Source organism: Candidatus Acidianus copahuensis, from assembly GCF_000632495.1.
Taxonomy (GTDB): domain Archaea; phylum Thermoproteota; class Thermoprotei_A; order Sulfolobales; family Sulfolobaceae; genus Acidianus; species Acidianus copahuensis.
This window is the reverse complement of record NZ_JFZT01000035.1, coordinates 38,656-61,469: the sequence shown is the minus strand read 5'-3', so window position 1 is coordinate 61,469 and position 22,814 is coordinate 38,656. Positions and strand designations below refer to the sequence as shown.

The window sequence follows — 22,814 nt, the reverse complement described above, 5'->3', positions numbered from 1 at the left end:
CTATACAAAATATTGATATTATTAGGGAATATAGAATTATAGGAATTAGCGTGGGATCATTATAGTCAAAAATTAGAGAAAAAATTGAAAGAAATAAAAAAATATATCCGATTATTAAAAGTCCTCTTAGGAACTCTGGATTCAAGGATATTTACCTTATTACTTCCTCCTTAACAGGAACACTGCAGCAATTATTATGATAATGATTACTATAACTATAGCAGCAATTTCTGCAGAACTAATAGTAGATGGATGACTCACTGTAGTAGTTACTGGAGGAGTGATTGGGGGAGTGGTAGTCACAGTTATTGGTACAAAATAGTCATTAGATATTCCTACTTGCGTTAAAGCCGTCCCGCCTATTCCGGTAAATATCTCATCCCATATCCATGAATTTGATGGTGGAACACTCATTGCATGTGTATTTATTACAGTCCTATAAGTGTCATAAACAAGCGGTAGCGCAGGTAAGTAATAGTTGAGAGCATAGGCCATTTCATCGTTAGCTCCGATTAATTGCGATGTGTTAGAGGGGGATTCCGTCTCTGAATATATTTTACTTATATTGTCTACAGTGCCATTCGGTAAGGGCACAAGTCTGTTCCATTGCGTTGCGTTAAGAGGATATGTGGAATAGTAATCCGCTATTAAGAACCAGTCCATTGTTCCAGGGTAATATCCTCCCCAACTATTCCACCATATATCGTATCCAGTTCCTTTTTCGAACATTGTATGGATCTCAGATTGGCTAGATATCTCAGTATAAGTTGTTGGAATTCCGAATAAGCTAAGCTCATTATCAATTACTTGAAGCATATTCATATCATCTACGCTAAGTGGAGAACCTGTAACAATACTTAATGTGAAAGGTGTACCATTAGGAGTGTACCATTGACCTCCTTTCATTGTAAAGCCTACACTCTCTAATAGCATTTTGGCTTTAGTTTGGTTAGTGTTATATGGATTTAGGTTTGAGACTGCAGGAGTCCTAAACTCATTAAATGCTGAGAAATTTGATGGTATTCCATTAGGAATATGAACAGGTAGGTAGTACGGTTCTCCACCAGCTTCAGCTATAGCTGTCCTATTAAGGACATAGGCTATTGCTTGTCTAACTGGAAGCATTGCCAACCAAGGATTTTTAAAGTTAAAGAATATAGCATGTCCGCCTGGTTCTTCCGTTGTTATAACTTTGTAGTATGAAGGAAGAGTGCTCAAGACTGTAGGAGGTAAATTAGCAACAGAATAATACAGAAGATCTATTTGTCCACTCTTAAGCGCTCCAATAAGAGATGACTGACTTGAATACTGATAAATTATAACCTCATTCCAAGGTATTTGCTTTGCAGCATAGTAGTATGGATTCTTTGCTAAAACAAGTTCGCTTGGGGTTATCTGTGAGACATAGAAAGGTCCGTTATAATAGCTCGATAATGGGACGTCAGGTTTAAACGATCTTATAAGGCTAATGAAGTGCTTTCTTAAAGTTACATTATTGGCCTGTAATGCGCTCCAGTTCCCCATTATTTCATTTATTATTGGTTTCCATACATGATATGGAATTATCATCGCAACGCATCCCATCCCCACAGTTGTAAGTAACGTAAATGGCATAAGAGCGGGTGATAAAGTATCCTTAGGCCATGTTTCTACTAGTGTATGATTGTTTACTATAGTGTAGTTTGGATATGGAGGGGCTGAGAACATATCAAGTACCATACATGTGGCTGCTATATCATAAGCTGTCACTGGTACTCCATTTGCATAGCCACTATTCCTTAAATTCATAGTCACATTTACGGACTGGTTTTGCCATACTTGTTCCCAATTAGACGGCGAGAATGTCCAATTTGTTACTATTGCTGGAACTACGCCGTTGTCTGATACGTTTAGAACTGCACTGTATGCGTAAACCAATCCATAAAAATCACCACCAAGTCCTCCATCAAAGAGATTTGGATTAAATGTAGATAAGCCCTGATAAGGAGTTGAGGTAAGCCAGCCTATAGTTAAGACGTTACCGTTTGATGATGAAGCTAAAAATATAGAAGGAGTTATTGTAATCCCCAAAACTATCAATACGAATAGACCTAGATATTTTTTACCAATCATATTGTGTCATTATAAAAATGATAATGTAGATAATAAATCTTCTCGTAATACAAATCTCAAAAAATGTTTAAATTAACGTAATTTAAAGGTATCATAATTCTTAACTTCTGTTAATATTTAAAAAGACTTCACGTCTTGTTACCGTATGGAATAAATTGTAAAGTAACTGATACTGCCTTAAAAAGGACTATTAAGATTTTCATACTTAATCGCAAAGGCTCCTCTCTATATTTCCTTGATAGTCTATGCAGTTTACATTTATACGGCATGGCACATCTTGTTATTTTAAAGTAGTTGAAGCACTACGATAAGGAACGCAAATGTAAGTTATGGTTAATTTTCAACATAAATAATGCTTATAAAGCTTAAACCCTTTCTTTTATACATGTTAAAATGGTTAGCAAAGAGAGTAGGATTTTCCATTATCACCATAATAATTACAATCATGATCAGCTGGGCACTTATAGAGTACTCTCCTGAGAGCCCTGCAAATTTCATTAATAGCGTTTTACCTCCCAATAGTATAGCTGGAAAGCCGACCTTGAGATTGGAATTAGAACAGTATTTAATGACTCTTAAGCCGCATGGGAATCCCTTAATTGATTCTTTACAATACTTATGGCAAGTTCTTCATGGTAATTTAGGTATTGATATAATTTCACAAGTGCCTGTAACAACAATTATAGCTCAGGCTTTACCATGGACTGTATTTATCGTGACAACTTCAATACTCATCAGTTATTTCCTAGGAATAAGACTAGGCATGAAAATTGGATATAAGAGAGGAACAAAAGTGGATTCATCCCTTATGTCATTGTTTACTGTTACAAGATCTATTCCAGTATATATATCAGGGGCACTATTGTTATTCTTTTTAGGTTTTGAATTAGGTTGGTTTCCCACAGGAGGAGCATTTTCAATTAATGTAACTCCTGGATTTAATATTCCATTTATCTTAAGTGTGATTAAACACGCTTTCCTTCCGATACTAACTTTAACCCTGGCAAATCTAGCTGGATGGGTTTTACATATGAGAGCAAACACTATATATACCTTAGGAGAAGATTACGTCTCGTTCGCCGAAATAAGAGGAATAAACTCGAATAATATAGAGACTAAGTATGTTGGAAGAAATGCAATATTGCCTCTTTACACTAGCCTAATATATACTATAGGGTTCTCTTTTGGCGGATCAATATTTGTTGAGGAGATTTTTTCTTACCCAGGAGTAGGACATCTACTTTACAATGCTATACAGTATAACGATTACCCACTGGAAATGGGAATCTTCATTATATTAATTGCATCAGTAGTAGTTGGAATATTATTAGCTGACTTGACTTATTCCTTACTTGATCCTAGAGTGAAAGTGGGAGAATGAGCTTACTTGAAGTTGAAGATCTTACAATTAGCTATAAAACTACGAAGGGAAAATTTTTAGCAGTTAAACACCTTTCCTTCGATATTAAGAAAGGAGAAATAATTTCTGTCATAGGCGAAAGTGGATCTGGAAAGACTACAATGGCCAAGGCGTTAGTAAGAGCAATTAAACCTCCAGCTAATATAGATTCTGGGAAAGTTTTACTAAATGGAAATAATCTTTTAGAAATAAGTCAAAATAAATTTGTTCATGACTTTTTATGGGTAAAAGTTAGTTACGTCCCACAGTCAAGCCAGAACTCTCTAAATCCGACTCAGAAGATAATTGAACATTTTATTGATACTGGAACGTCTCATGGATTAAGGGATAAAAAAGAAATAGAGGATAGAGCAGTTAAGCTCTTACAACTGGTGAGACTTCCTAAGAGTATACTACAATCATACCCACATCAACTTTCCGGAGGAATGAAACAGAGAGTTCTCATTGCTTTAAGTCTTCTATTTGAACCAGAGTTAATTATAATGGATGAGCCAGTAACAGCTTTAGATATAGCAACACAGCGTCACATATTAAACATCATTAAGGAACTAAATGAAAAGAACCGAACATCAATTATTTTTATTACTCATGAGATAAATCTGGCAATATATCTAGCGACTAAACTGTTGGTAATGTATGGAGGAGAGTTAATGGAATTTGGCGATAGAGAAAAAATAGAAAAAAATCCTCTTCATCCATATACTATTTCCCTTCTTTCCTCCGTTCCTAAGCTTTTTGGAGATCTATCTAAAATAAAGCCAGTTACCGAGGGGAAAATAAACTCTAAGGGCTGTCCTTTCTTTTATAGATGCCCTAATGCTATGAGTATATGTGAAAATAATGAACCCGAGACCTATACTATAGAGGGAGATAAAGTGAGGTGTTTCCTTTATGGAGCTAATAAGGCTTGAAAAGTCTACTGTAGTTTTCGAAAATGAAGGAAGGAAAGTGTATGGGCTTAAAGACGTAAATCTCAGAATAAATGAGGGGGAATCAATTCTGGTCTTGGGTGAAAGTGGGGCAGGGAAAACAACTTTTGGAAGAGTGATAGTAGGCCTTCAAAAACTGACTAAAGGTAAGTACTTCTATCGTGGAAAGGATTACAGAAAGAACATGAAGCTATTGAGAAAAGAAGTGCAATACGTATATCAAGATCCTATTAGTGCGTTGAATCAGTCCAAGACAATTCGTGATTCTATCTTACCTTCTATAAAGAAATGGAGAAAAGTTAGAGGAGAAAAGTTAGAGGAAGAACTGGACAACCTTCTAAAATCCGTTGAAATAGAACCTGAACTAAAGAATAGATATCCCTATCAACTATCGGGTGGACAGGCTCAAAGAATTAATATAGCAAGAGCGCTTTCTACAAATCCTAGAGTTCTTGTCGCAGACGAGCCAGTAACTATGTTAGATGCATCAATAAGAGTCGGGATAGTAGACCTATTAACAAGTCTGAAGAACGATAGGGGTCTTAATTTAATTATGATTACTCATGATCTGGCTTTAGCTAGATATGTGAACTATAGACTAGGAGGAATGAGGTCTATAGTAATATATGGAGGGAGAATAGTTGAGGAAGGGAACTTCTCTGAAATCTTAAGTGATCCTTTACATCCTTATACAAAGTTTTTGGTGGAGTCAAGTGAGGATCTTGAGGGAGTAGGTTCACAAGAGATATTGAAAAAGATGGTTTATCAAGAGACTAATGACTTACCTCTGAAAGGGTGTCCCTTTGCTCCAAGATGTCCCTTTGTTAGGGACGCTTGTCTTAACTCTTTTCCAGAAGTTGCTGAGAATCCTCATAGGGTTTTTTGTTATATCTACTCTTGAAGACTCATTAGAGATTTTTTACAATGTTCCTCTAAAATGAAATGTTTTACCCTCCATATATCGAATTGTATACATCGTTTTTTGTTTATGAGAGGAAAGTTCCGTTTTTCTTAATAAAAGAGAATGGTATTTATTTATCCGATATTCAAAATTATCAACTAGTTTTTCCTTCTCTAAGCTTATAAGGAAATTAAATTCTCTAACTCATTCCTATATTGAAGGACGAGGTTTCCTCCCATTAAAAATTAACATACCTTAATTTCCTCTCCCTTTTTCACTTTCTTATTTACTTCAAATTTTCCCTTTTGGAACTCTATTGTCTTTAATTCTAGTTCTCCTTCTTCAACTCTTATTTGTAAACAAGTATCATACTTTATTACTCCCCAGGCAGAAGGTAGGAGAAGAATCCACTCAAAGGGCCATTTTGATCTTAACTTCAGAATTCCTTCTTTCTTATTGTAAGATATTCCTTCATATCCAAGGATTACTGAAATCGCTGAAAGACCTCTGCTGTAATAGGAACCCCACTCCACGTGTTTCCAAAACATACCTGCAAGTTTATATCTTTCATAAATCTCCTTCAAGACTTTCTCAGCTTCCTCTCTCATGCCCGCGTATAATAAGTGAGAGGCTAAAGCGAACTCTACACCTTCCCATGGAGTATCCATTTGAGTGGCAATGGAATATGGAAATTTAGTTCCATTATTGTACTTCATGCTGCCATTAAAAGAAGGTCTAGGATAATCTAAGTATACACCATTAATTACACCTTCTCCTTCGATCAGATTATTCTTTATGATCTCCTTGAGGATTTCTTCTTCTTCCATATTGTATCCCATGAGTCTAGAGTACCAGAAACCCATTAGTTGAGAAGCTGCGCACGCTTTATCCCTAAGTCCGCTTTCCGGATCAAACCAGAGATCATAATATTTTCCATTCCATAATTTTAACAATGAATCTTTTGCCTTATTCTCTAGATCCCTAAATTCTTCAATGTTAAGAACGTTCCTCAGAAGGAAAAGCGAGGAATACCACATTATTGACGTATAAGAAGCGTAACCAAGCATAGACCATACATCAAATGTTTGATATCCAATTGGAGGATAATTATAGCCATTTAAGAAAGAGAAGTTTGGAGAATTAAAGAACTTATATGTAGTTCCCCATTCTTGTTCGATTCCAGCCGGTGTTGTATGATAGGGAAGTCCATAATCTCCTATTTGAGTCCTTATAAAAGATCTAATTACAGGAATCACATCATTCTTAACATCTTTTCCTGTATATGCGGACAAGAGAGTCGAGATTATGATAAAATCTATTTGATTATCTACCATATGGTAGGAGTCTACGGTTTTCATTGGAGCAGTGAAAAGATGAGGAATTCTTCCAACGGGATCTTTTCCTGTCTTTTTAGCGATCTCAGAAACTACTTCCGCTAGCTTGTTCATATCGGATAAAATTGATGGATCTTTCTTCATCCTTTCCTTAAGTAAAATTAAGTTTTCTGGAAAAGATACGGTATAAAGAATGTGCTCCTTACTTTTCTCCTTTATTGAAAACTCTCTCGTCCATTTTAATATGTTTTCTAAAAGCTCTGGATAAAGAATTAATATAGTAGGAGCATAGTAAAATAGTACATCGGTAGTGTTAAAAGCTCCAGCTTCTGGACCTCCAGAGTCTGGATCATAAATACTCTCCCAAATAGCTAAGTCTCCATTCTCCAACAGTACAGTTATCCTCTTCAAAGTTGAGATCTGTGCCCCAATTAAGTCTACTATCCATTCATCTATTCCTTTAGGATTGTAAAAAATATCGTAAAATTTTCTGGTTTTTTCTTTTATTTCACTATTTTCCCAATAATATCTTGCGATATCCATTGAGTCTTTAAATAACTTTGCGTAGTACCTGGTATAGAAAAAGTCCCTGACTTTGTAAGTAGGATAAAACCAAGACATTGTAAATCTTGAAGACTTCGCCATCGATATGAAAACATACTCTCCCTCTCCTTGATCTTCAGCAAATCCCTTGGATCTAATATCAACGTAGGCCTTTTTTATGTCCTTGGCTCTACCACAAGAAAGGACGTTGTCCGCAAAAACGGTAATATCCCCTTTCGGAGAATCTGAAATTATTTTTACATATTTCTCTCCTTTTTCCAAATTAAAATTAAATGAAGGTTTTATGAAGAGTGTCACTTCTCCTTCTGATTCTATTTTTCCTTCAAATAAGGGAAGGGAGGAGTCTTTTAGGTTCAACGGAATAATAGGAGAGAAAAAAGTAGCAGAAGCTATATCATCATATTTTAGATATGCAAACGGCGGTTTACCCTCAAATACTATCTTCTCTACTGGTCTAACCCAAGGCATTGTATATGGAGAGGAAGCTTGAATGTAAGGGGTAGAGGCTAAAATTCTCAATTGCTTATCCTTTCTAGTAACTAGGAAAATGTCTCCAGGTAATATATACTCCTTTCTGTCCTTTATGCCTATTTCAGTTGTGAAAAAATTCACATCATAGAATAGCCCATCGGGTCTTATTTCTATGGTTCCAGATCCTATACCGCCTAGGGCAACCCCACTAGAATTGCTATACGAAAACTCATATTTCATGATTAGACAGACTTAAAGGGAAATAAAAAGTTCACTTTATGTAATAACGGCTTTAACTAGTCCAGCTGGGGTATCTATTGGCGTACCTCTTTTCACTCCAGTATAATAGGCTAAAAGTTGAAGAGGGACGATGTTAGCTATTGGAGATAATTCCTTGGAAGTTTTAACGGATCCAAAGGATTCCTCAGGTCCTAAGGTTACGACATTGTTTTTGCTAGCAATCCTATCTAATACTTTTTCGTACAAGGGAATTGAAGCATCTTCAGCCGGTCTTACTATAACTGTTGGATATCCCATATTAGTTAATACGATTGGGCCGTGAAGTAATTCTCCGAGTTGTATCCCCTCAGCGTGTAGATAAGCAGCTTCTTTGAATTTTAAGGCTCCCTCAAGAGAGATGGGAAAATTGATTCCCGAGCTGGACACATAAAGTCCCTCATGTTTATATACTTTTTCAGCGATTTCTTTAGCTTTACTTGATATTTCATCCATTCTTTTCTCTAAACTCTCTGAGAGATCCTTTATACTGATCTTTAGCCTATTAAAATCTCCCTCATCTTTCTTCCCAGACATCATGCCAACGTAATTAGATAAAGCAAGTAAAACAATCAAAGTAGAAGTGAATGTTTTAGTAGCCGGAACTGCCATTTCAGGTCCTGCGGTAATTGGAAGATATACATTCGATTCTAGAGCTAGCCTCGAGCCTACTGAATTGGTAATTCCAAGAATAACTGAACCTCTCATCTTAGCTGCTTTTATGCTTCTTACCACATCTCCTGTTTCACCGCTTTGACTTATCGCAACAACCACATCTCCTACACCTACGTTATCCAATGCAAAGTAGGGGAATTCAGCTGAGCTAACTACGTTTACTCCTATACCGTTCTCAGAAAGATAGTAAGATGATACTAGACCAGCATGATAACTGGTTCCATTTCCTACCACATAAACATGCTTTGCAGAGTAAATTATCATAGCTGAAAGCCTTAAGTATTTATCCATTAATGATTCAAAAGACCTTATTATTGCCTCAGGAATTTCGTATATTTCCTTAAGCATGAAGTGAGGATATCCAGCTTTTTCTGCAATTTCTGGAGTATACTTGACTTTTCTAGATTTAATATCTTTAATTTCCCTTCCTTGATTGTCAAATACCTTGAATACATTATAGGTAACGAAACCGTAAGAGCTATCCGGAACTTCTAGGGCTTCTTCAGAAAAACCATATAGTGAAGGTATATCACTAGAGATGAATGTGCATTCTCCTTTTCCTATACCTATATAGAGAGGTTGCCCGCTTTGAATGAAGAATATTTTATCCTTCTCTTCCTCAGTCAGGTAGGCCAAGGAATACATTCCTTTTATCCTTAGGATATCCTTTGGATCTATCTCCTCTAACAAATGTGGGATCACTTCAGTGTCTGTTGTTGTAACAAAATTATGTCCTCTGGCCTTTAGTTCGTCTCTTAGCTTCTCGTAGTCTTCGATTATACCATCCATTACAACTGCTATCTTTCCTTTACAGTCAAGTATTGGATGAGTATTTTCCATCGTTGGCCATCCTCTACTTGCGTATCTTGTATGTCCTATTGCTACCTTAGCGCTTCCAGAAAATATATCAGCCTTGTCTACCTGGAGAGGAGATTTTCTTACCTTAAGTTCTCCATTAAAAAATGAATAACCAACACCATCATATCCCCTATAAACAAGCCTTCTTAGGCCTTCCTTAAGTTTGGAAATCGGCTCTTCATTTCTACACACAAAACCGAATATCCCTCCCATGATATAATGTTCATGTTAGGAGAATTTAAGGAGACATGCTTCTTCACTATCTGACCTCCTCCCCGCTCTAAAGAGCGAGGCTTTCAGTTGTAATGTCTTGCTAAATATGTTTTGTGAAATGAGGTTCTTATATACTCGCTATTTTTGTCTTTAGTGAAATAGTTCAGGGAATAAAAGATTCTAAACGCAACATTAGTCATCTTAAAGCTTTAGATTTGTTCCACAAAATAGAGAAATATAAAGATTCAAGTTGATATATATGGTAAGTTTTAAATATTTCTATTAGGTCATATTTATTATGTCCCATTATTCTTCATATACCTTAAAACCTGGCATGACACCGTGGGAAATTGTCGTCACATATTTTATAATAGCCGCAATAATTGCCGGATATATTCTGTTTAAGAAGAAAGATAAGATGAACACATTGGATTATGTATTCGCCGGTATAGGAGGGAGTCTAGTAGCCGTTGCCGATCATTTAGTTGGAGATGCCATATTTTTACCTTCACCATTATATCCTGTTATAAATCCCCCAATATGGTTCAGAATATTAACCTTTTTTATAGTTATAGGGATCATTCGGAAAGTCGGAGCCGGTATGCTTACAATGGCAGTTTTCGATATAGTTGGGGATATAATTCACTTCTCATTTACGGGAGAGCCATTATGGTTAATTGAGGATGTGTTGACTTATGGATTAATGGCAGATATTCTAATTTTTCTAACTAAAGGAAAAATATTTAATATTGGAAGTAAATTATCATATATAGGGATAATTGAAGGTGTAGCTCTTGGTTTGGCATTTTCATTTGTTCATCCATTTTTCACCTATGGATTTATAGCTCCTTTTGTGTTTGGTTTCGTTCCGGACTATCTTAGAATACTTTTCCTGTTTACAACATATTTGATTGGCGACTCGGTAATAGGTGCTATATCTGCAGCTTTAGCGTATAGAGTAGCTATAATAGTAAAGTGAGAATTTTTAAGAAAAAATTTCTTTAGAGTATTTTGATCTTTTTAAGTATAATCATATTTTGGATGATATATGTACATTTGCTAATTGTATTCTACGAATATAGAGTCAGAAGTTTTAAAATAACTCCTATAATCCTATAACGATGAATATATAATTTTAGTGAAGATAACAAATAACAGATTAATCGTTTTTAAAATTCTAAAAATAAATTAGTTTTCGTATATAATTTCACCTTTCAGATAGACTCTTTTTAAGTTCATTTTTTCGTCTAAGACAACAAGATTCGCTTCTTTTCCTTTGGAAATCTCTCCAGTATTCAGCCCCATGTATCTAGATGCATTAGTCGAGGTCATAAGTACAGCATCCTTTAAGGGAATTCCCCATCTTATTAAATTAGAGAATTCCTTTTCCATTGTTATGGTACTTCCAGCTAGTTTTCCATCTTCTGTTTTAGCTATTCCTCCTTTAACATTGACCTTGAGTCCACCTAGTTCATACTCCCCATCTTTTAGGTCTGTTGCTGAAATAGAATCAGTAACTACTACTACCTTAGATGAACCCTTGACTTTTACCACAAACCTGATTACTTCAGGATTTACGTGTATTCCATCTGCAATTACTTCAGTTAAAATGTCGCTCTGTAGAGCAGCTAAAATAATTCCGGGATCTCTATGGTGGAAAGGTCTCATCGCGTTAAAGAGGTGTGTAATTCTGTCTGCCCCAGCATTTATTGCTTTTACAGCAGTGTCGAAATCAGCATTTGTATGGCCTAGGGATACCCTAATTCCTTTTTCAACCAATTCTGGTATAACCTCAAAGTTATTTCCTACTTCCGGAGCTAAGGTAATGGTTAAAAATTTTTTAAAATTCATAGATATAATTTCTTTAATTTCTCTCAAATTAGCATCACGAATATAAGACGGATTTTGTGCACCTTTCATGGCTTTATTTATGTATGGACCTTCAAAGTGAACTCCAACAGGAACAGATCCTTCGACTTCAACAAAATCTCTCAACACTCTTATCATATGAGTTAGCGGGGATGAAACGGTTGTCGGAAGAAAATGTGTAACACCATGTTTCATATACTCTTTTGACATACCCTGCAGTTGCCCTTCTACATCTTCTTTCATAAAATCGTAGCCCGATATTCCATGAGTATGTAAATCTACAAAACTCGGAACTACGATCATACCATCAAGTCTTTCTCCATCTTCAATCCAAGGATAAACGTCTTTTATTATCCCTTTTTCTATAAGTAAAGTACCCCTTTCAATTTCTCCACTTGGAGTAACTATTCGACAACCCGTGATTTTCATAGATAGACTTAAAGCTGGGAAAATAAAAAAACAGATAGTTCAAAGTTGCGTAGTCTTCTACTATCGTCTTGGGTATATGGTTTTGGGATGAGTCTTTCCTCATCTGTTTTAGGTCTGTACCTCTATGTTAATTCATCTCTTTATTCTTCGTTATTATTTCTGCTTTTTAATTCCATTTCGATCTTTTTCACGTATATTATGGTCGGATTTCTCTCATCAAAGGTGAAAGATGCACTTACGTATTATAGGCTCGGAATAGCCACGACAATTCTATTCTACTTTATACTCATATATCTAGGACACAGAACTTTTCTCTTCATCCCTTACCTTGGTACACTTTACGGATTTGCACAAGGACTTTATTGGTCTGGTTGGGACATTATTTTTTATTATAGAACGAATAAAAAACTACAGTTCTTTAATCGTAGTGCATATCTAGGCGCTATAACCACATTAGCTGGTCCTGCAATAGTGGGATCTATCCTAACTTTTTTAGGTAATTCCGGTTATGTAATTCTTTTTATCTTATCTACATCGATTCTACTTCTGACTCTTGTGTTAGTGGAGTCAGCTCATCTCCCTTCTACAAACTTCGATCTTAAAAACTCACTAAGAAAGCATATTCAGGACAGTGCTTACGGCAGGATGCTTATATCTCTTACTTTAGTAGCTGGATTTAATTATATAGCTGGATATGTAAATCCAATAATTTTATTTTCTCTGTTTAAAAATTATGAGGACTTCAGTATAGTCAACTACTTCCTATCAACAATATCCTTAATTTCTGTCTATCTACGTGGAAAATTAGCTAAATTATATCCAACAAGAATATACTTTATAGCATCGGTTTTTATATTGTTTTCGTCAATTATGATGTTCTTTGACTTTCGCACTGCTTTGCTATATTTGTTTTCTTATTCCATGTTGTCCCCTCTAATCTATCCGTTAATTGATGTAGATGTATGGGACCTGATGAACGGTATGAGACTTATGGAGTATTTAGTGAACAGGCAAATCTTTCTAAACTCAAGTAGAATAACATTCTCAATGATTACGTATGTTGCTGCAAGTTCTCTTGAACCTACAGAACTTATCGTAATTGTTGCTCCACTCTTATTAACTTCTGCCCTAATATATAAAAAATTCCGTCCAGTAAAAGATTTAACCTAGCTCCTTAACGCTATTCTATGTATACAGTAGATGAGATTTTCAAGAGAGAATCTTTATTACTTGCTAGTATATTTAGGAATATAAAAGAGGAGAATTGGGCAAAAGATGGAGAAACTTTTTCCCTTGAGTTAAACGTTAACCCAAATTATATTCCTATTATTGTAGTTAAGGAGTATAGAGGTTCTGCATTAATTTTACTTAATGGAAAACCATATTATTCTTTGGACGGTTATCATAAATACTTTCCTCTAAGACAAGGATCTAATAAGGTAGAGGCGAAATTTTCTCCATTTCTCGCTTTTGGTGAAAGGGTTAAGGTAAATCCTGGAAGACCGATTTATGCTGAGATAGTGAAAGAGGGGTTTATATTATGGATTTACTTAAAAACTTTGACGGAATTTTACACTCAAACTTTAGATCAGGAAGTAAAAGATGACGTTGGAAAAGTAATTCAAGAAGCCCTAAGGATCTCACACTTTGACTCGATCACGAGAAAGCAGTTAGAGGTAGCAGAGGAATTTGATTCTATACAACCGGATTTTGCAACCACAATTCCTTCAGAAGAGGAGAATTTAGGATATAGAGAAACTAGTGATGATTTAAGATATATAAATGCCTTAACGTTCTTGCATAACTCCTTATCTAAACTTAGGGAGAAGTTTGGTAAAAGAGGTGAAATTTACGCTATTGGTCATGCTCATATGGACGCGGCTTGGTTATGGAACTTTGACGAAACCAGAAGAAAGGTCGCTAGAACTTTCTCTACTGTTCTAAGTCTTATGGAGGAATATAAGGACCTTGTCTTTATCCAAAGCTCTGCTCTTTATTATGAGTGGATAAAGGAGGATTATCCGTCTGTTTTTGAAAAAATAAAGGAAAAGGTAAGGGAAGGGAAATGGATATTGGGATCTGGCTGGGTTGAATCTGATGTAAATATGATTTCTCTGGAATCAATATCCAGGCAATTCCTTTATTCCCAGAGATTCTTTTTAAGGGAATTTGGTAAAAAGGCAACGATTTACTGGTTACCAGACACTTTTGGTTTTCCAGCCTCTCTTCCGCAGCTCGTAAAATTAGGAGGATCGGAAATCTTTGCAACTCATAAAGTATTCTGGAACTTAGTTAACAAATTCCCTTATTCTGTATTTTATTGGGAAGGAATTGATGGGACAAAGATTAAGGCAGTCGCTTTTGGAAATGGAAAAGGGGGATATAATTCGCCCTTTGACGTTCCCAGTTTATTGGAGCAGTGGAACAATTGGAAGGATAAGGGAAATCCAATGCTTTACTCCTATGGTCATGGAGATGGAGGTGGAGGACCAACTGAGGAGATGCTAATCAGATCTAGAGCTGTAGAAGAAAGCCCTATTCTACCTAAAGTTAACTTTGGGATTCCGGAATTTTACCCAACAGAGAGGTGGAGAGGAGAGTTATACTTAGAGGATCACCAAGGTGTATTCACTTCTCATTCAAAGATGAAGTTCCTAAATGCTTACGCAGAGACGTGGTTAAGAGAAGCCGAGATATGGTCGATAATTCTTGGAGAGAGGAAGGACTTCTCTCAATTTTGGAAAGTCCTACTAAAAGATCAATTTCATGATGTGCTTCCAGGTTCCGCAATAAAGGATGTTTATGACGTAGTTTATCCCGAGCTTGAGAAAATAATTGATAAGGCTAAGAATATTTCTATAGAAATGATAAAGAAAATAGCGGGAAGTGGGGACAAGATAATGGCATTTAATTCTCTGAGCTGGGAGAGAGAGGATTACGTTGAGATTGATAACTCTGAAGAACAGCAAAACGGCGGGAAATCAATAATTAAAGTAAAGGTTCCATCAGTAGGATTTGGAGAAGTGGTTAATACTGAAGGAAAGGTAGAAGTAAAGGAGGAAAATGATAAGATAATCATGGAAGGAGAAAAAATAAGGGTCGAAATCAACAGAAGTACTGGTGAGTTTACCTCTTTATTCGATAAGGAGAAAAATCGAGAAGTGTTAAAGCAATGGGGAAATAAATTAATTTTCTATGAAAATGTTCCAGGTTGGGCTGACGCATGGAATATTGAGCAAGATTTCGAATATACTACATTTATTCCTAAAATTGAAAAAATAAATATCTTGGAGAAAGGACCTATAAGAGCCACGATCGAGATCGTATGGAAATTTAGAAATTCACAAGTTAGAGAAAGAATAATTCTCTATGCAGATTTAAAAAAGGTTGAGTTAAGATTTGTCCCAAAGATGAGAGATAGGGAACTTTTAGTTAAGATATGGAACAGCTTTGATCTTAATACGGATAAGGCAACATTTGAGATACCTGGAGGATGCGTTGAAAGGTCTACTCATCAAAACACTTCTTGGGATAAGGCAAGGTGGGAAGTACCTATGTTAAGATGGGTAGATATGGATGAGGGAAATTACGGGGTTGCTATAGTTTCGGACTTTAAGCACGGTGTCTCTATAAAGGGGACAGAAGTTGGAGTATCAATTAGCAGAACGCCCATATATCCTGATCCTTATACTGATAATGAGGAGGTTGAAGCTAAACTGATAATTGTTCCCCATGAAGGAAATTGGAGAGAAGCTAAGGTTTACAGACTAGGGTATGAAGCAATAACTCCGATTATAGTTGTAAGAGGAAAAGGAGGTAGTAAATCCTTCGTACAAACAAAACTTATCCTTGAATCAATGAAATGGGCTGAAGACGGTGGTATATTGCTAAGGTTATACGAACCAGAAAACGTTAGGGGTATAGATAGGATTAGGATTTGGTTCAAACCTGAGGAGTCTTTCCTAACAGATTTCACTGAAACTGAAAGGATCAGGGAATTAAAGGCTAATCAAGAGATTTTAATCCCCTTCAAAAATTTTGAGGTAGTAAACCTCTTGGTAAGACCATGAATAACACTTTAAGGAGTTGATTATAATAGGTAAAATTATTGATATTTTTTTGTTTTCACTATAAATAAGAAAATAGATAAATTTTTAAAAATATCTATGAAATAAGTTAATAGATGACCCTGTGTTAATATACAATATAAATTTTACATATATTTAATTAAAATCCTATTGAAGTTTATAATCTAAAAATCTCCTTTTCTAACTTTAACTTGATCAACTATATCCGCTTTTTCTCCTTGTGATTACATTTAAACACATACCAAACAAAATATAAAATGAGAAGAATCAATCGTTTTATATAATTAGTTTTTACGCTACATTTATGGACAAACGTTATTAATAGCTATAAGGAAAATAACTTTAATGAGATCTGTAGGTTTAGGAGTGTATTTTGGAATAAAGGAAAATAGACCTAAATATCGTGATTATATAAGTGAGGCAAAAGTTTTTGGTTTTTCAGAAATATTTATGGGAATAGGTTTCATTCTAAAGGAGAAGAATGTAGACAAAGAGTTAAAGGAAATAAGGGACTTTTCAATATATGCAGAAAATTTAGGATATTATGTCTTTACTGATATTAATCCAGAATTTATGAAGTTTTTTAATGCATCCCCTGACAATCTAGAACCTTATCTGAAAACTGGGGTAAAGGGGATAAGATTAGACTACGGATTTAATGTTGAAGAAATGGCTAAGATCATAAGAAATGCAAGGAGACTAAACCTTTACGTTGAGCTGAATGCGTCAATATTTTCTGAGGGTGATTTAGAGAAATTATCCAAACTAACTGATTTTGAGAATGTAAAGGCTAGCCACGATTTCTATCCGCCTCTTTATACTGGAATATCTTTAGAGGAAGTAATAAGAAAGTCATCTCCATTTAAGAGATTTGGAATTCCAGTTGGAATATTTGTGGGATCTAATAGGGAAAAGCTGAGAAATACAGTCGAATCCTTAAGAAAATATAGTCCATGGCAAGCTGAAGAGATCCTATTTGCAACCGGTAAAATAGATAGAGTAATAATCGGAGATCCTTTGGAGGATAGTCAAGATCTAAAAAAGGAAGGGGAGGTTGCTTCTAGAGATTATATAAAAATAAGGGTTATTCCTTATAACATCAGTGATGAGGAAAGGAAAGCATTTAACCACGTATTATACTCTAGAAAAAGAGAATTTGCTGTCAGCGCAGGAGACTATATAGAGAATAAAGTTACGCCTAGGTGCGTAGTAAGAAAATTCAAGGGATCGGTCTCTATAATGACAAATAGACCTGATTATATTGAAGTTTGGATATGGACCAAGGATTCCCCAGCAGATCCAACATTTACCATTATAGGTGAAGTATTGGAGGAAGATATGCAGATAGTAGATTTAGTTGAGGATCATGATAAAATCCTTCTAGAAGCCATTGAAAGTCGTTTCACTTAAATCATGACATTTTTACATATTTCATGATTTTTCCCTCTTTAAAATGCATATATATTCTAAAGAAAATATTAATTTGTCCCACATGAGGGTATGTAGACCCGAAGAAGGGATTGTAAAAGGGTAAGGGACTAAGGATGTGCGGGTTCCTCACACCCTAGTGGGTGGGATTACCTCACAAAGGGGATGAACGTAATGATGAGCTCAGAACGTGGTGAAGCCCAAGGGTTTCATGGACATGATAGTAAATCCGTAAAACCTAAAAACTCCCCGGAAGGAAAAATTATTCCTTCTTTTCAAAATGTCTAATTTACCCATAAATGGAGGCAACACTGAAAGGAAAGGCGTAAAAACTAAACGCTATAACTAAGCTGTTTTCGAACGAATATCAATCTCGTTTACTCTAACATAGATACGCTTAATTCTAGCCAGACGATTAGATTATTTATCATTTAATCTTTAAGCATAAATCTATATATTTCATTTATTTTAAGTTTACTGAAATAATTTATAGTATGCAAGATCTAGGAGACATATTCCGGTCAACTATAGTCTATATAGACATTGGGAAAATTTTGAAGCAGACCATAAAGTTGTGTTAAATTCGTAAAATTACTAATTATATGAATATAGTTTTATCTTAAGGTAATTTTTAATAATTACATAGTTTACGCTAATATGATCCATTGCAGGATAGAACTTACATCTTACCTTTATTTAGTTATTAACAAACTTACCAAAAATTTTCTAGTCTAGCCTATTGCCCAAATTTGCGTCTGGATTAACCAGGTTCAAATTGGTAAGAAATTCTTCTAACCGAACTACCTTTGTCTGGTCTATTGGACTGAGGTAGCTACCATGATAAATTCGTTAAATTATTTTATAATGTTATTAGGAGTAGGTAGGTAAAGACAGATTTTCTTCCCAAAAACATAAAATTGAAAATTATTTAGCATAATATCATATAATATCGATATATTTAAAATACCATATTCCTTACCTTGATTATGGGGAAAATAGTTAGCATAGAACCTTTTCTTTTAGGAAAACAGACTACATCAGCTCAATGGGCTTCCTTAATGGTCTTAGTTAGGGTAACTACGTCAGACGGGCAAGTAGGATGGGGAGAAACTGTAACCGCATTGAGGAGTAAAACTATGGTAGAATCAGTTAGAAGCATATCTAGAATATTTATTGGGAAAGACCCATTTAATGTGGAGAAAAACAGACTTGAGTGGTATAAACATGATTTTAATAATTCTATATCTTTAGAATCTACTTCTGCTTTTAGCGCTATTGATATTGCGTGTTGGGACTTGATTGGAAAATACACAGGAGAGCCAGTCCATAGACTTTTAGGAGGAGTAACTAGAGAAAAAGTAAAGATTTACGCCAATGGTTGGTATTCGGATTGTGTTTCTCCTGAAGATTTTACAAAAAAGGCAAGAGAAGTTGTAAGCAAAGGATACAAGGCGTTAAAGTTTGACCCGTTCGGGGCGAACTTTAACTATATATCAAAGGAAGGGATAGACATAGCTGAGAAAAGAGTAAAAGCGGTTAGGGAAGCTGTTGGAGAAGACGTAGATATACTCATTGAACATCATGGAAGGTTCAACTACTCCTCGGCAATAGATATAGCAAAGATGTTAGAAAAGTATAATCCGCTATTCGTAGAGGAGCCAGTCCATCCAGAAGATATCCAAGGACTCAAAAAATATAGGGAGAACACTAGTCTTAAGGTTGCTTTAGGGGAAAGGATAATAAATAAGGCCTATGCAGTTCTATTTATGAATGAGGGTTTAGTTGACTTCCTTCAAGCAGATCTATATAGAATTGGAGGAATAACTGAGGCGAAAAAGATCAGTGGAATTGCAGAGGCTTTTGATGTAGATATGGCTTTTCATAATGCCCAAGGTCCCATACTCAACGCAGCTTCAATACAGCTTGATGCTGTTATACCAAACTTCCTAATCCAAGAGTCATTTTACGATTGGTTTCCTCAATGGAAAAGAGATCTAATAAGGGATAGTACGCCAGTGGAGGGAGGTTACGCTATAGTTCCAAAGAGGCCTGGGATTGGAGTAGAAATAAACGAAAAGGTAATAGAGGAAAACGTTGTAAAAGGGGAGGAGTATCTTAATCTAAAAGAGCCGATATGGGTAGTAAAGGGGACCTGGAGGGATAGTTTATAATGTCTCCATGAGAATTAACTAGGAGATGCTATTGGACATAAGCTTAATATCATACAGTTTTCCTTTAATCTATGGTTATTTACTCCTCTTTACCTTCTCAAGGAGTTCCTATGGGAGGGATAGGGGCTGGAAAGGTCGAGATAAATGGAGAGGTTAAGCTAGTTAACATTAGTATAGCCAATAACTGGAGCTCTCCGTTCAAAATTATGAGGGGGTTCCATGTATTCTTCAAACCGAACGAGACAGATGGAGTATTTCTTCAACGAAGGGTTGGTCAGTCTATCAAGGAGTTCCAAGGAGATCTAGTATATGAGGGAGAGTATCCCTTTACAAGGATCTCAATGAAGGGAAAATACTTAGTTAACTTTGAGGCCTTTTCTCCAATTATTCCAAGGAATATAGATGATTCTTCTCTTCCAGCTTTAGGTATATCAATTAAGGTCTCTGGATCGAGCGGAATCTTAGGTATTTCTATCCAAAACATCGTTGGGACAAGAACTGAAGGAAGAATAAATCTAGCAAGAGAAGGTGGAATATTTATGACTAACTTAAAGACTAACGAACACGATCCAGCTATGGGAAACATATCAATAATTGCTGAAAAGCCGGATCTAGTTCTTGCTCAGTATAACTTGAGAAGGAAGTTAAGCGAAGTCTTCTATTCTAAGGACAAGAGCCTCTATGAAAATGAGGAACCATGGATTTCTATCAACTCGGATCAAGTTCCTCGTGATAATCCTCACGAAGTTACCGGAGAAAGTGATGAACCTGTAGGGATCGTTTTCTCTAAGGTAAAGGACGGTGAAGAGATTAGATTTGTTTTCTCATGGTACTTTTCAGGGAAACATGTTTTCTATCCATATGGTCATTATTATCAAAATAAATTCAAAGATTCATGGGAAGTAGCAAAGTACTTTAAGGAAGAGTTCCTTAGACTTAGGAATGAAACGTTAAGATGGCATAGCGAGATACCTAACGATATACCATGGCTAAAGGACGCAATAATTAATAGTACCTATATTCTTTCCACTAGCACTTGGTTAGACGATAATGGACGGTTCTCTATTTATGAGTCGCCTCAGAATTGTCCATATCAAGGAACAATAGGAACATGCTATGAGCTCGGGTCTCTTCCAGTTCTACTCATGTTTCCAGAACTAGAGAAGTCCTTTCTAAAATTACTTGCTTCAAAAGTGAGAGAAGATGGCTACGTTCCTCACGATCTAGGATTCCATTCTCTTGATATACCTACAGATGGAACGACGTCCCCACCTAGATGGAAAGATATGAACCCTTCTTTCATTCTACTTGTATATCGTTACTTTAAGTTCACAGGGGATAAACGTTTTTTAGAGGAACTTTTCCCAGTTATGGAAAAAGTTCTCGAATGGGAGATCTCTCAAGATAAGGATGGAGATGGTCTACCAGAGCTTGAAGGGGAAATGGATAATGCCTTCGATGCTATAGCCATAAAAGGAGTTGATTCTTATACATCTTCTCTCTTTATTGCCTCGCTTCTTGCCTTCATGAGAGCATGTGATATCCTTAAAAGAGAATGTAAAAATTACGCAGAAATTCTTAAAAGGGCTAGAGATTCCTTTTCCTCTCTTTTTAACGGGAAATACTTTATACCATGGAGGGGAGATCCCAAAATTGATAATGCTATCTTCCTTGGACAGTTCTGGGGAGAATGGTGGGCAACCCTTCTAGGTTTAGATCATATTATTGATAAAGAAAAAATGGCGAGCTCCTTGAACTGGGCTTTGAGAGTAAACGCTAGTGTCTCTCAGTACTGTACGCCTAATCTTGTTAAGGAAAACGGAGAGATCGTTATGTTAAGTCCGCAGACCTATTCCTCATGGCCAAGGCTTTTAACTGCTGTAGCTTGGATAGGGAAGAAGTATGGAATTGACTTTCTTCCAGCGTTAAAGAAGGAATGGGACAACCTTGTTAACCAAGGACTAGTATGGAATAATCCTTCAAGAATTAGCGCAATCACCGGAAAGCCAGAACCCGTAACCGATTTTCTTGATCACTATGTTGGAAGCTCAGCATTCTGGACGTTTCTTTTCTAAGACTAGTTTAGTTATAAGTTAGCCTTAGTATTAAACTTTTCAAGGTAAATGATAGATTATCTTTTTTTTATCCAATTTCTAGATCTATTAACTCAAATTCCTTAGATAATAAGTAGAATTTCCATTCCTCTACATCTACTAGACCCACAGTAGCCTCTCTATTAGGGACTTTATAAAACTCTATTCCATTTATTTCGTCTAAGTTTAGGCATGCACTTATAGTCTTCCCAATGAGAGTTGGAGGTAATGGTCTGCTATAGTGCCCGAAAAAGTGAAACCTTGGTTTAAGATCCTTAATCAATTGTAATATTGTTTCAGAACCAGCGCTTAAATTTTGAGATAGACTGTAGCCCTGGGGTCCGTCGTGGGTTAGGAGAATGTCAACCTTTTTATTCTCGATCATTGATAACTCCCTACTATCAATGTACATCCATGTGTTATCAGCGTGTTTTCTACCACTATCCCTTGTCTCTATACCCCCAAGCCCAGCAATATTAACATTACCTAAGACTATTGGTCCCCCATATAAGTGAAATATCATGTTATCTGGATCGATAAATCTGTTCTTCCTTGTCTTTAGGAAATCGAAATCCTCATGGTTCCCTCTCACAAATATCGTCAAATGACTGGAAGTCTTTACACCTCTAATGTAATCTACTACACCTGCCTCTGAAAAATCCTGACGAAAGAATCTCATAGTAGCCTTGTCTAACCTAGAGAGATCTGGGAATGTGCCCATATCTCCTACTTGAAGGACAGCAGATATCTCAATACTAAAAGCTTCTTCTATATTTTTAACCGTTTTATACATCTCGTCTAGAGCTCCATGTATATCCCCAAACACCGCTAACCATTTTATTTTTCCCCTCAATGCCTTATTTATTTCCTTATTGTAATCCATAAGATTTACTTAAGAGTTTTATATTTTAAGTTTATATCGATAAGACGATATTCCATTAAATTATCCTAATCAATGGATGTTTAAAGTAAAAGAGTTCCAA

At 35.8% G+C, this 22,814-nt stretch carries 14 protein-coding genes; 9 read left to right on the top strand and 5 right to left on the bottom strand.

Annotated elements, in window-relative coordinates; all coding sequences use genetic code 11:
- Positions 1–159: 159 nt before the first annotated feature.
- Positions 160–2,112 (bottom strand): ABC transporter substrate-binding protein, encoded by a 1,953-nt coding sequence (locus CM19_RS04370; protein WP_048099239.1) that lies wholly within the window; start codon positions 2,110–2,112, stop codon positions 160–162.
- 385 nt (positions 2,113–2,497) lie between these two features.
- On the opposite strand from CM19_RS04370, the gene CM19_RS04365 reads away from it, so the two are divergent.
- The 3 genes from CM19_RS04365 to CM19_RS04355 are packed head-to-tail and all read left to right on the top strand — an operon-like array spanning position 2,498 to position 5,362.
- Positions 2,498–3,493 (top strand): ABC transporter permease, encoded by a 996-nt coding sequence (locus CM19_RS04365; RefSeq protein WP_048099249.1) that lies wholly within the window; start codon positions 2,498–2,500, stop codon positions 3,491–3,493.
- The gene (locus tag CM19_RS04360; protein ID WP_048099238.1) at positions 3,490–4,443 is read left to right on the top strand and encodes an ABC transporter ATP-binding protein; all 954 of its coding nucleotides are present in this window, start codon (positions 3,490–3,492) and stop codon (positions 4,441–4,443) included. Before CM19_RS04365 ends, CM19_RS04360 begins: the two co-directional genes overlap by 4 nt.
- Positions 4,424–5,362, top strand: a complete 939-nt coding sequence (locus CM19_RS04355; RefSeq protein WP_048099237.1) for an ABC transporter ATP-binding protein — start codon at positions 4,424–4,426, stop codon at positions 5,360–5,362. The genes CM19_RS04360 and CM19_RS04355 overlap by 20 nt, the downstream gene beginning before the upstream one ends.
- 245 nt (positions 5,363–5,607) lie before the next feature.
- Here CM19_RS04355 and CM19_RS04350 read toward each other — a convergent pair whose 3' ends face one another.
- Both CM19_RS04350 and glmS read right to left on the bottom strand, forming a co-directional pair.
- The gene (locus tag CM19_RS04350; RefSeq protein ID WP_048099236.1) at positions 5,608–7,971 is read right to left on the bottom strand and encodes a GH116 family glycosyl hydrolase; all 2,364 of its coding nucleotides are present in this window, start codon (positions 7,969–7,971) and stop codon (positions 5,608–5,610) included.
- A 36-nt stretch (positions 7,972–8,007) separates the two neighbouring features.
- The gene (glmS, locus tag CM19_RS04345; RefSeq protein WP_048099235.1) at positions 8,008–9,753 is read right to left on the bottom strand and encodes a glutamine--fructose-6-phosphate transaminase (isomerizing); all 1,746 of its coding nucleotides are present in this window, start codon (positions 9,751–9,753) and stop codon (positions 8,008–8,010) included.
- Between the two features lie 298 nt (positions 9,754–10,051).
- Here glmS and CM19_RS04340 point away from each other — a divergent pair, with 298 nt between their 5' ends.
- Positions 10,052–10,732 carry a hypothetical protein gene (locus CM19_RS04340; RefSeq protein WP_048099234.1) on the top strand — a complete coding sequence of 227 codons (681 nt, stop codon included), beginning with the start codon at positions 10,052–10,054 and terminating at the stop codon, positions 10,730–10,732.
- A gap of 209 nt (positions 10,733–10,941) precedes the next feature.
- Here CM19_RS04340 and nagA read toward each other — a convergent pair whose 3' ends face one another.
- On the bottom strand, positions 10,942–12,051 hold the full coding sequence (nagA, locus tag CM19_RS04335; protein WP_048099233.1) for an N-acetylglucosamine-6-phosphate deacetylase: 1,110 nt from the start codon (positions 12,049–12,051) through the stop codon (positions 10,942–10,944).
- Between the two features lie 45 nt (positions 12,052–12,096).
- On the opposite strand from nagA, the gene CM19_RS04330 reads away from it, so the two are divergent.
- The 5 genes from CM19_RS04330 to CM19_RS04310 all read left to right on the top strand — a co-directional run bounded on the left by CM19_RS04330 (position 12,097) and on the right by CM19_RS04310 (position 21,813).
- Positions 12,097–13,221 carry a hypothetical protein gene (locus CM19_RS04330; protein WP_150111380.1) on the top strand — a complete coding sequence of 375 codons (1,125 nt, stop codon included), beginning with the start codon at positions 12,097–12,099 and terminating at the stop codon, positions 13,219–13,221.
- 17 nt (positions 13,222–13,238) lie between these two features.
- Complete coding sequence (locus tag CM19_RS04325) at positions 13,239–16,121, top strand: alpha-mannosidase (protein WP_048099231.1); 2,883 nt, start codon at positions 13,239–13,241, stop codon at positions 16,119–16,121.
- A 363-nt stretch (positions 16,122–16,484) separates the two neighbouring features.
- Positions 16,485–17,549: a MupG family TIM beta-alpha barrel fold protein gene (locus CM19_RS04320; RefSeq protein WP_048099230.1), complete on the top strand. Its 1,065-nt coding sequence runs from the start codon at positions 16,485–16,487 to the stop codon at positions 17,547–17,549.
- 1,004 nt (positions 17,550–18,553) lie between these two features.
- Complete coding sequence (locus CM19_RS04315; protein ID WP_048099229.1) at positions 18,554–19,738, top strand: mandelate racemase/muconate lactonizing enzyme family protein; 1,185 nt, start codon at positions 18,554–18,556, stop codon at positions 19,736–19,738.
- A 71-nt stretch (positions 19,739–19,809) separates the two neighbouring features.
- Positions 19,810–21,813, top strand: a complete 2,004-nt coding sequence (locus CM19_RS04310) for a GH116 family glycosyl hydrolase (RefSeq protein ID WP_048099228.1) — start codon at positions 19,810–19,812, stop codon at positions 21,811–21,813.
- Positions 21,814–21,880: 67 nt separating this feature from the next.
- Here CM19_RS04310 and CM19_RS12535 read toward each other — a convergent pair whose 3' ends face one another.
- On the bottom strand, positions 21,881–22,714 hold the full coding sequence (locus CM19_RS12535) for a metallophosphoesterase family protein (RefSeq protein ID WP_052349454.1): 834 nt from the start codon (positions 22,712–22,714) through the stop codon (positions 21,881–21,883).
- Positions 22,715–22,814: the final 100 nt, after the last annotated feature.

Excerpts from the sequence above, each read along its gene's own strand:
- CM19_RS04370 (WP_048099239.1), bottom strand. The coding sequence starts at position 2,112 with ATGATTGGTAAAAAATATCTAGGTCTATTCGTATTGATAGTTTTGGGG.
- CM19_RS04365 (WP_048099249.1), top strand. The coding sequence starts at position 2,498 with ATGTTAAAATGGTTAGCAAAGAGAGTAGGATTTTCCATTATCACCATA.
- CM19_RS04360 (WP_048099238.1), top strand. The coding sequence starts at position 3,490 with ATGAGCTTACTTGAAGTTGAAGATCTTACAATTAGCTATAAAACTACG.
- CM19_RS04355 (WP_048099237.1), top strand. The coding sequence starts at position 4,424 with ATGGAGCTAATAAGGCTTGAAAAGTCTACTGTAGTTTTCGAAAATGAA.
- CM19_RS04350 (WP_048099236.1), bottom strand. The coding sequence starts at position 7,971 with ATGAAATATGAGTTTTCGTATAGCAATTCTAGTGGGGTTGCCCTAGGC.
- glmS (WP_048099235.1), bottom strand. The coding sequence starts at position 9,753 with ATGGGAGGGATATTCGGTTTTGTGTGTAGAAATGAAGAGCCGATTTCC.
- CM19_RS04340 (WP_048099234.1), top strand. The coding sequence starts at position 10,052 with ATGTCCCATTATTCTTCATATACCTTAAAACCTGGCATGACACCGTGG.
- nagA (WP_048099233.1), bottom strand. The coding sequence starts at position 12,051 with ATGAAAATCACGGGTTGTCGAATAGTTACTCCAAGTGGAGAAATTGAA.
- CM19_RS04325 (WP_048099231.1), top strand. The coding sequence starts at position 13,239 with ATGTATACAGTAGATGAGATTTTCAAGAGAGAATCTTTATTACTTGCT.
- CM19_RS04320 (WP_048099230.1), top strand. The coding sequence starts at position 16,485 with ATGAGATCTGTAGGTTTAGGAGTGTATTTTGGAATAAAGGAAAATAGA.
- CM19_RS04315 (WP_048099229.1), top strand. The coding sequence starts at position 18,554 with ATGGGGAAAATAGTTAGCATAGAACCTTTTCTTTTAGGAAAACAGACT.
- CM19_RS04310 (WP_048099228.1), top strand. The coding sequence starts at position 19,810 with ATGGTTATTTACTCCTCTTTACCTTCTCAAGGAGTTCCTATGGGAGGG.
- CM19_RS12535 (WP_052349454.1), bottom strand. The coding sequence starts at position 22,714 with ATGGATTACAATAAGGAAATAAATAAGGCATTGAGGGGAAAAATAAAA.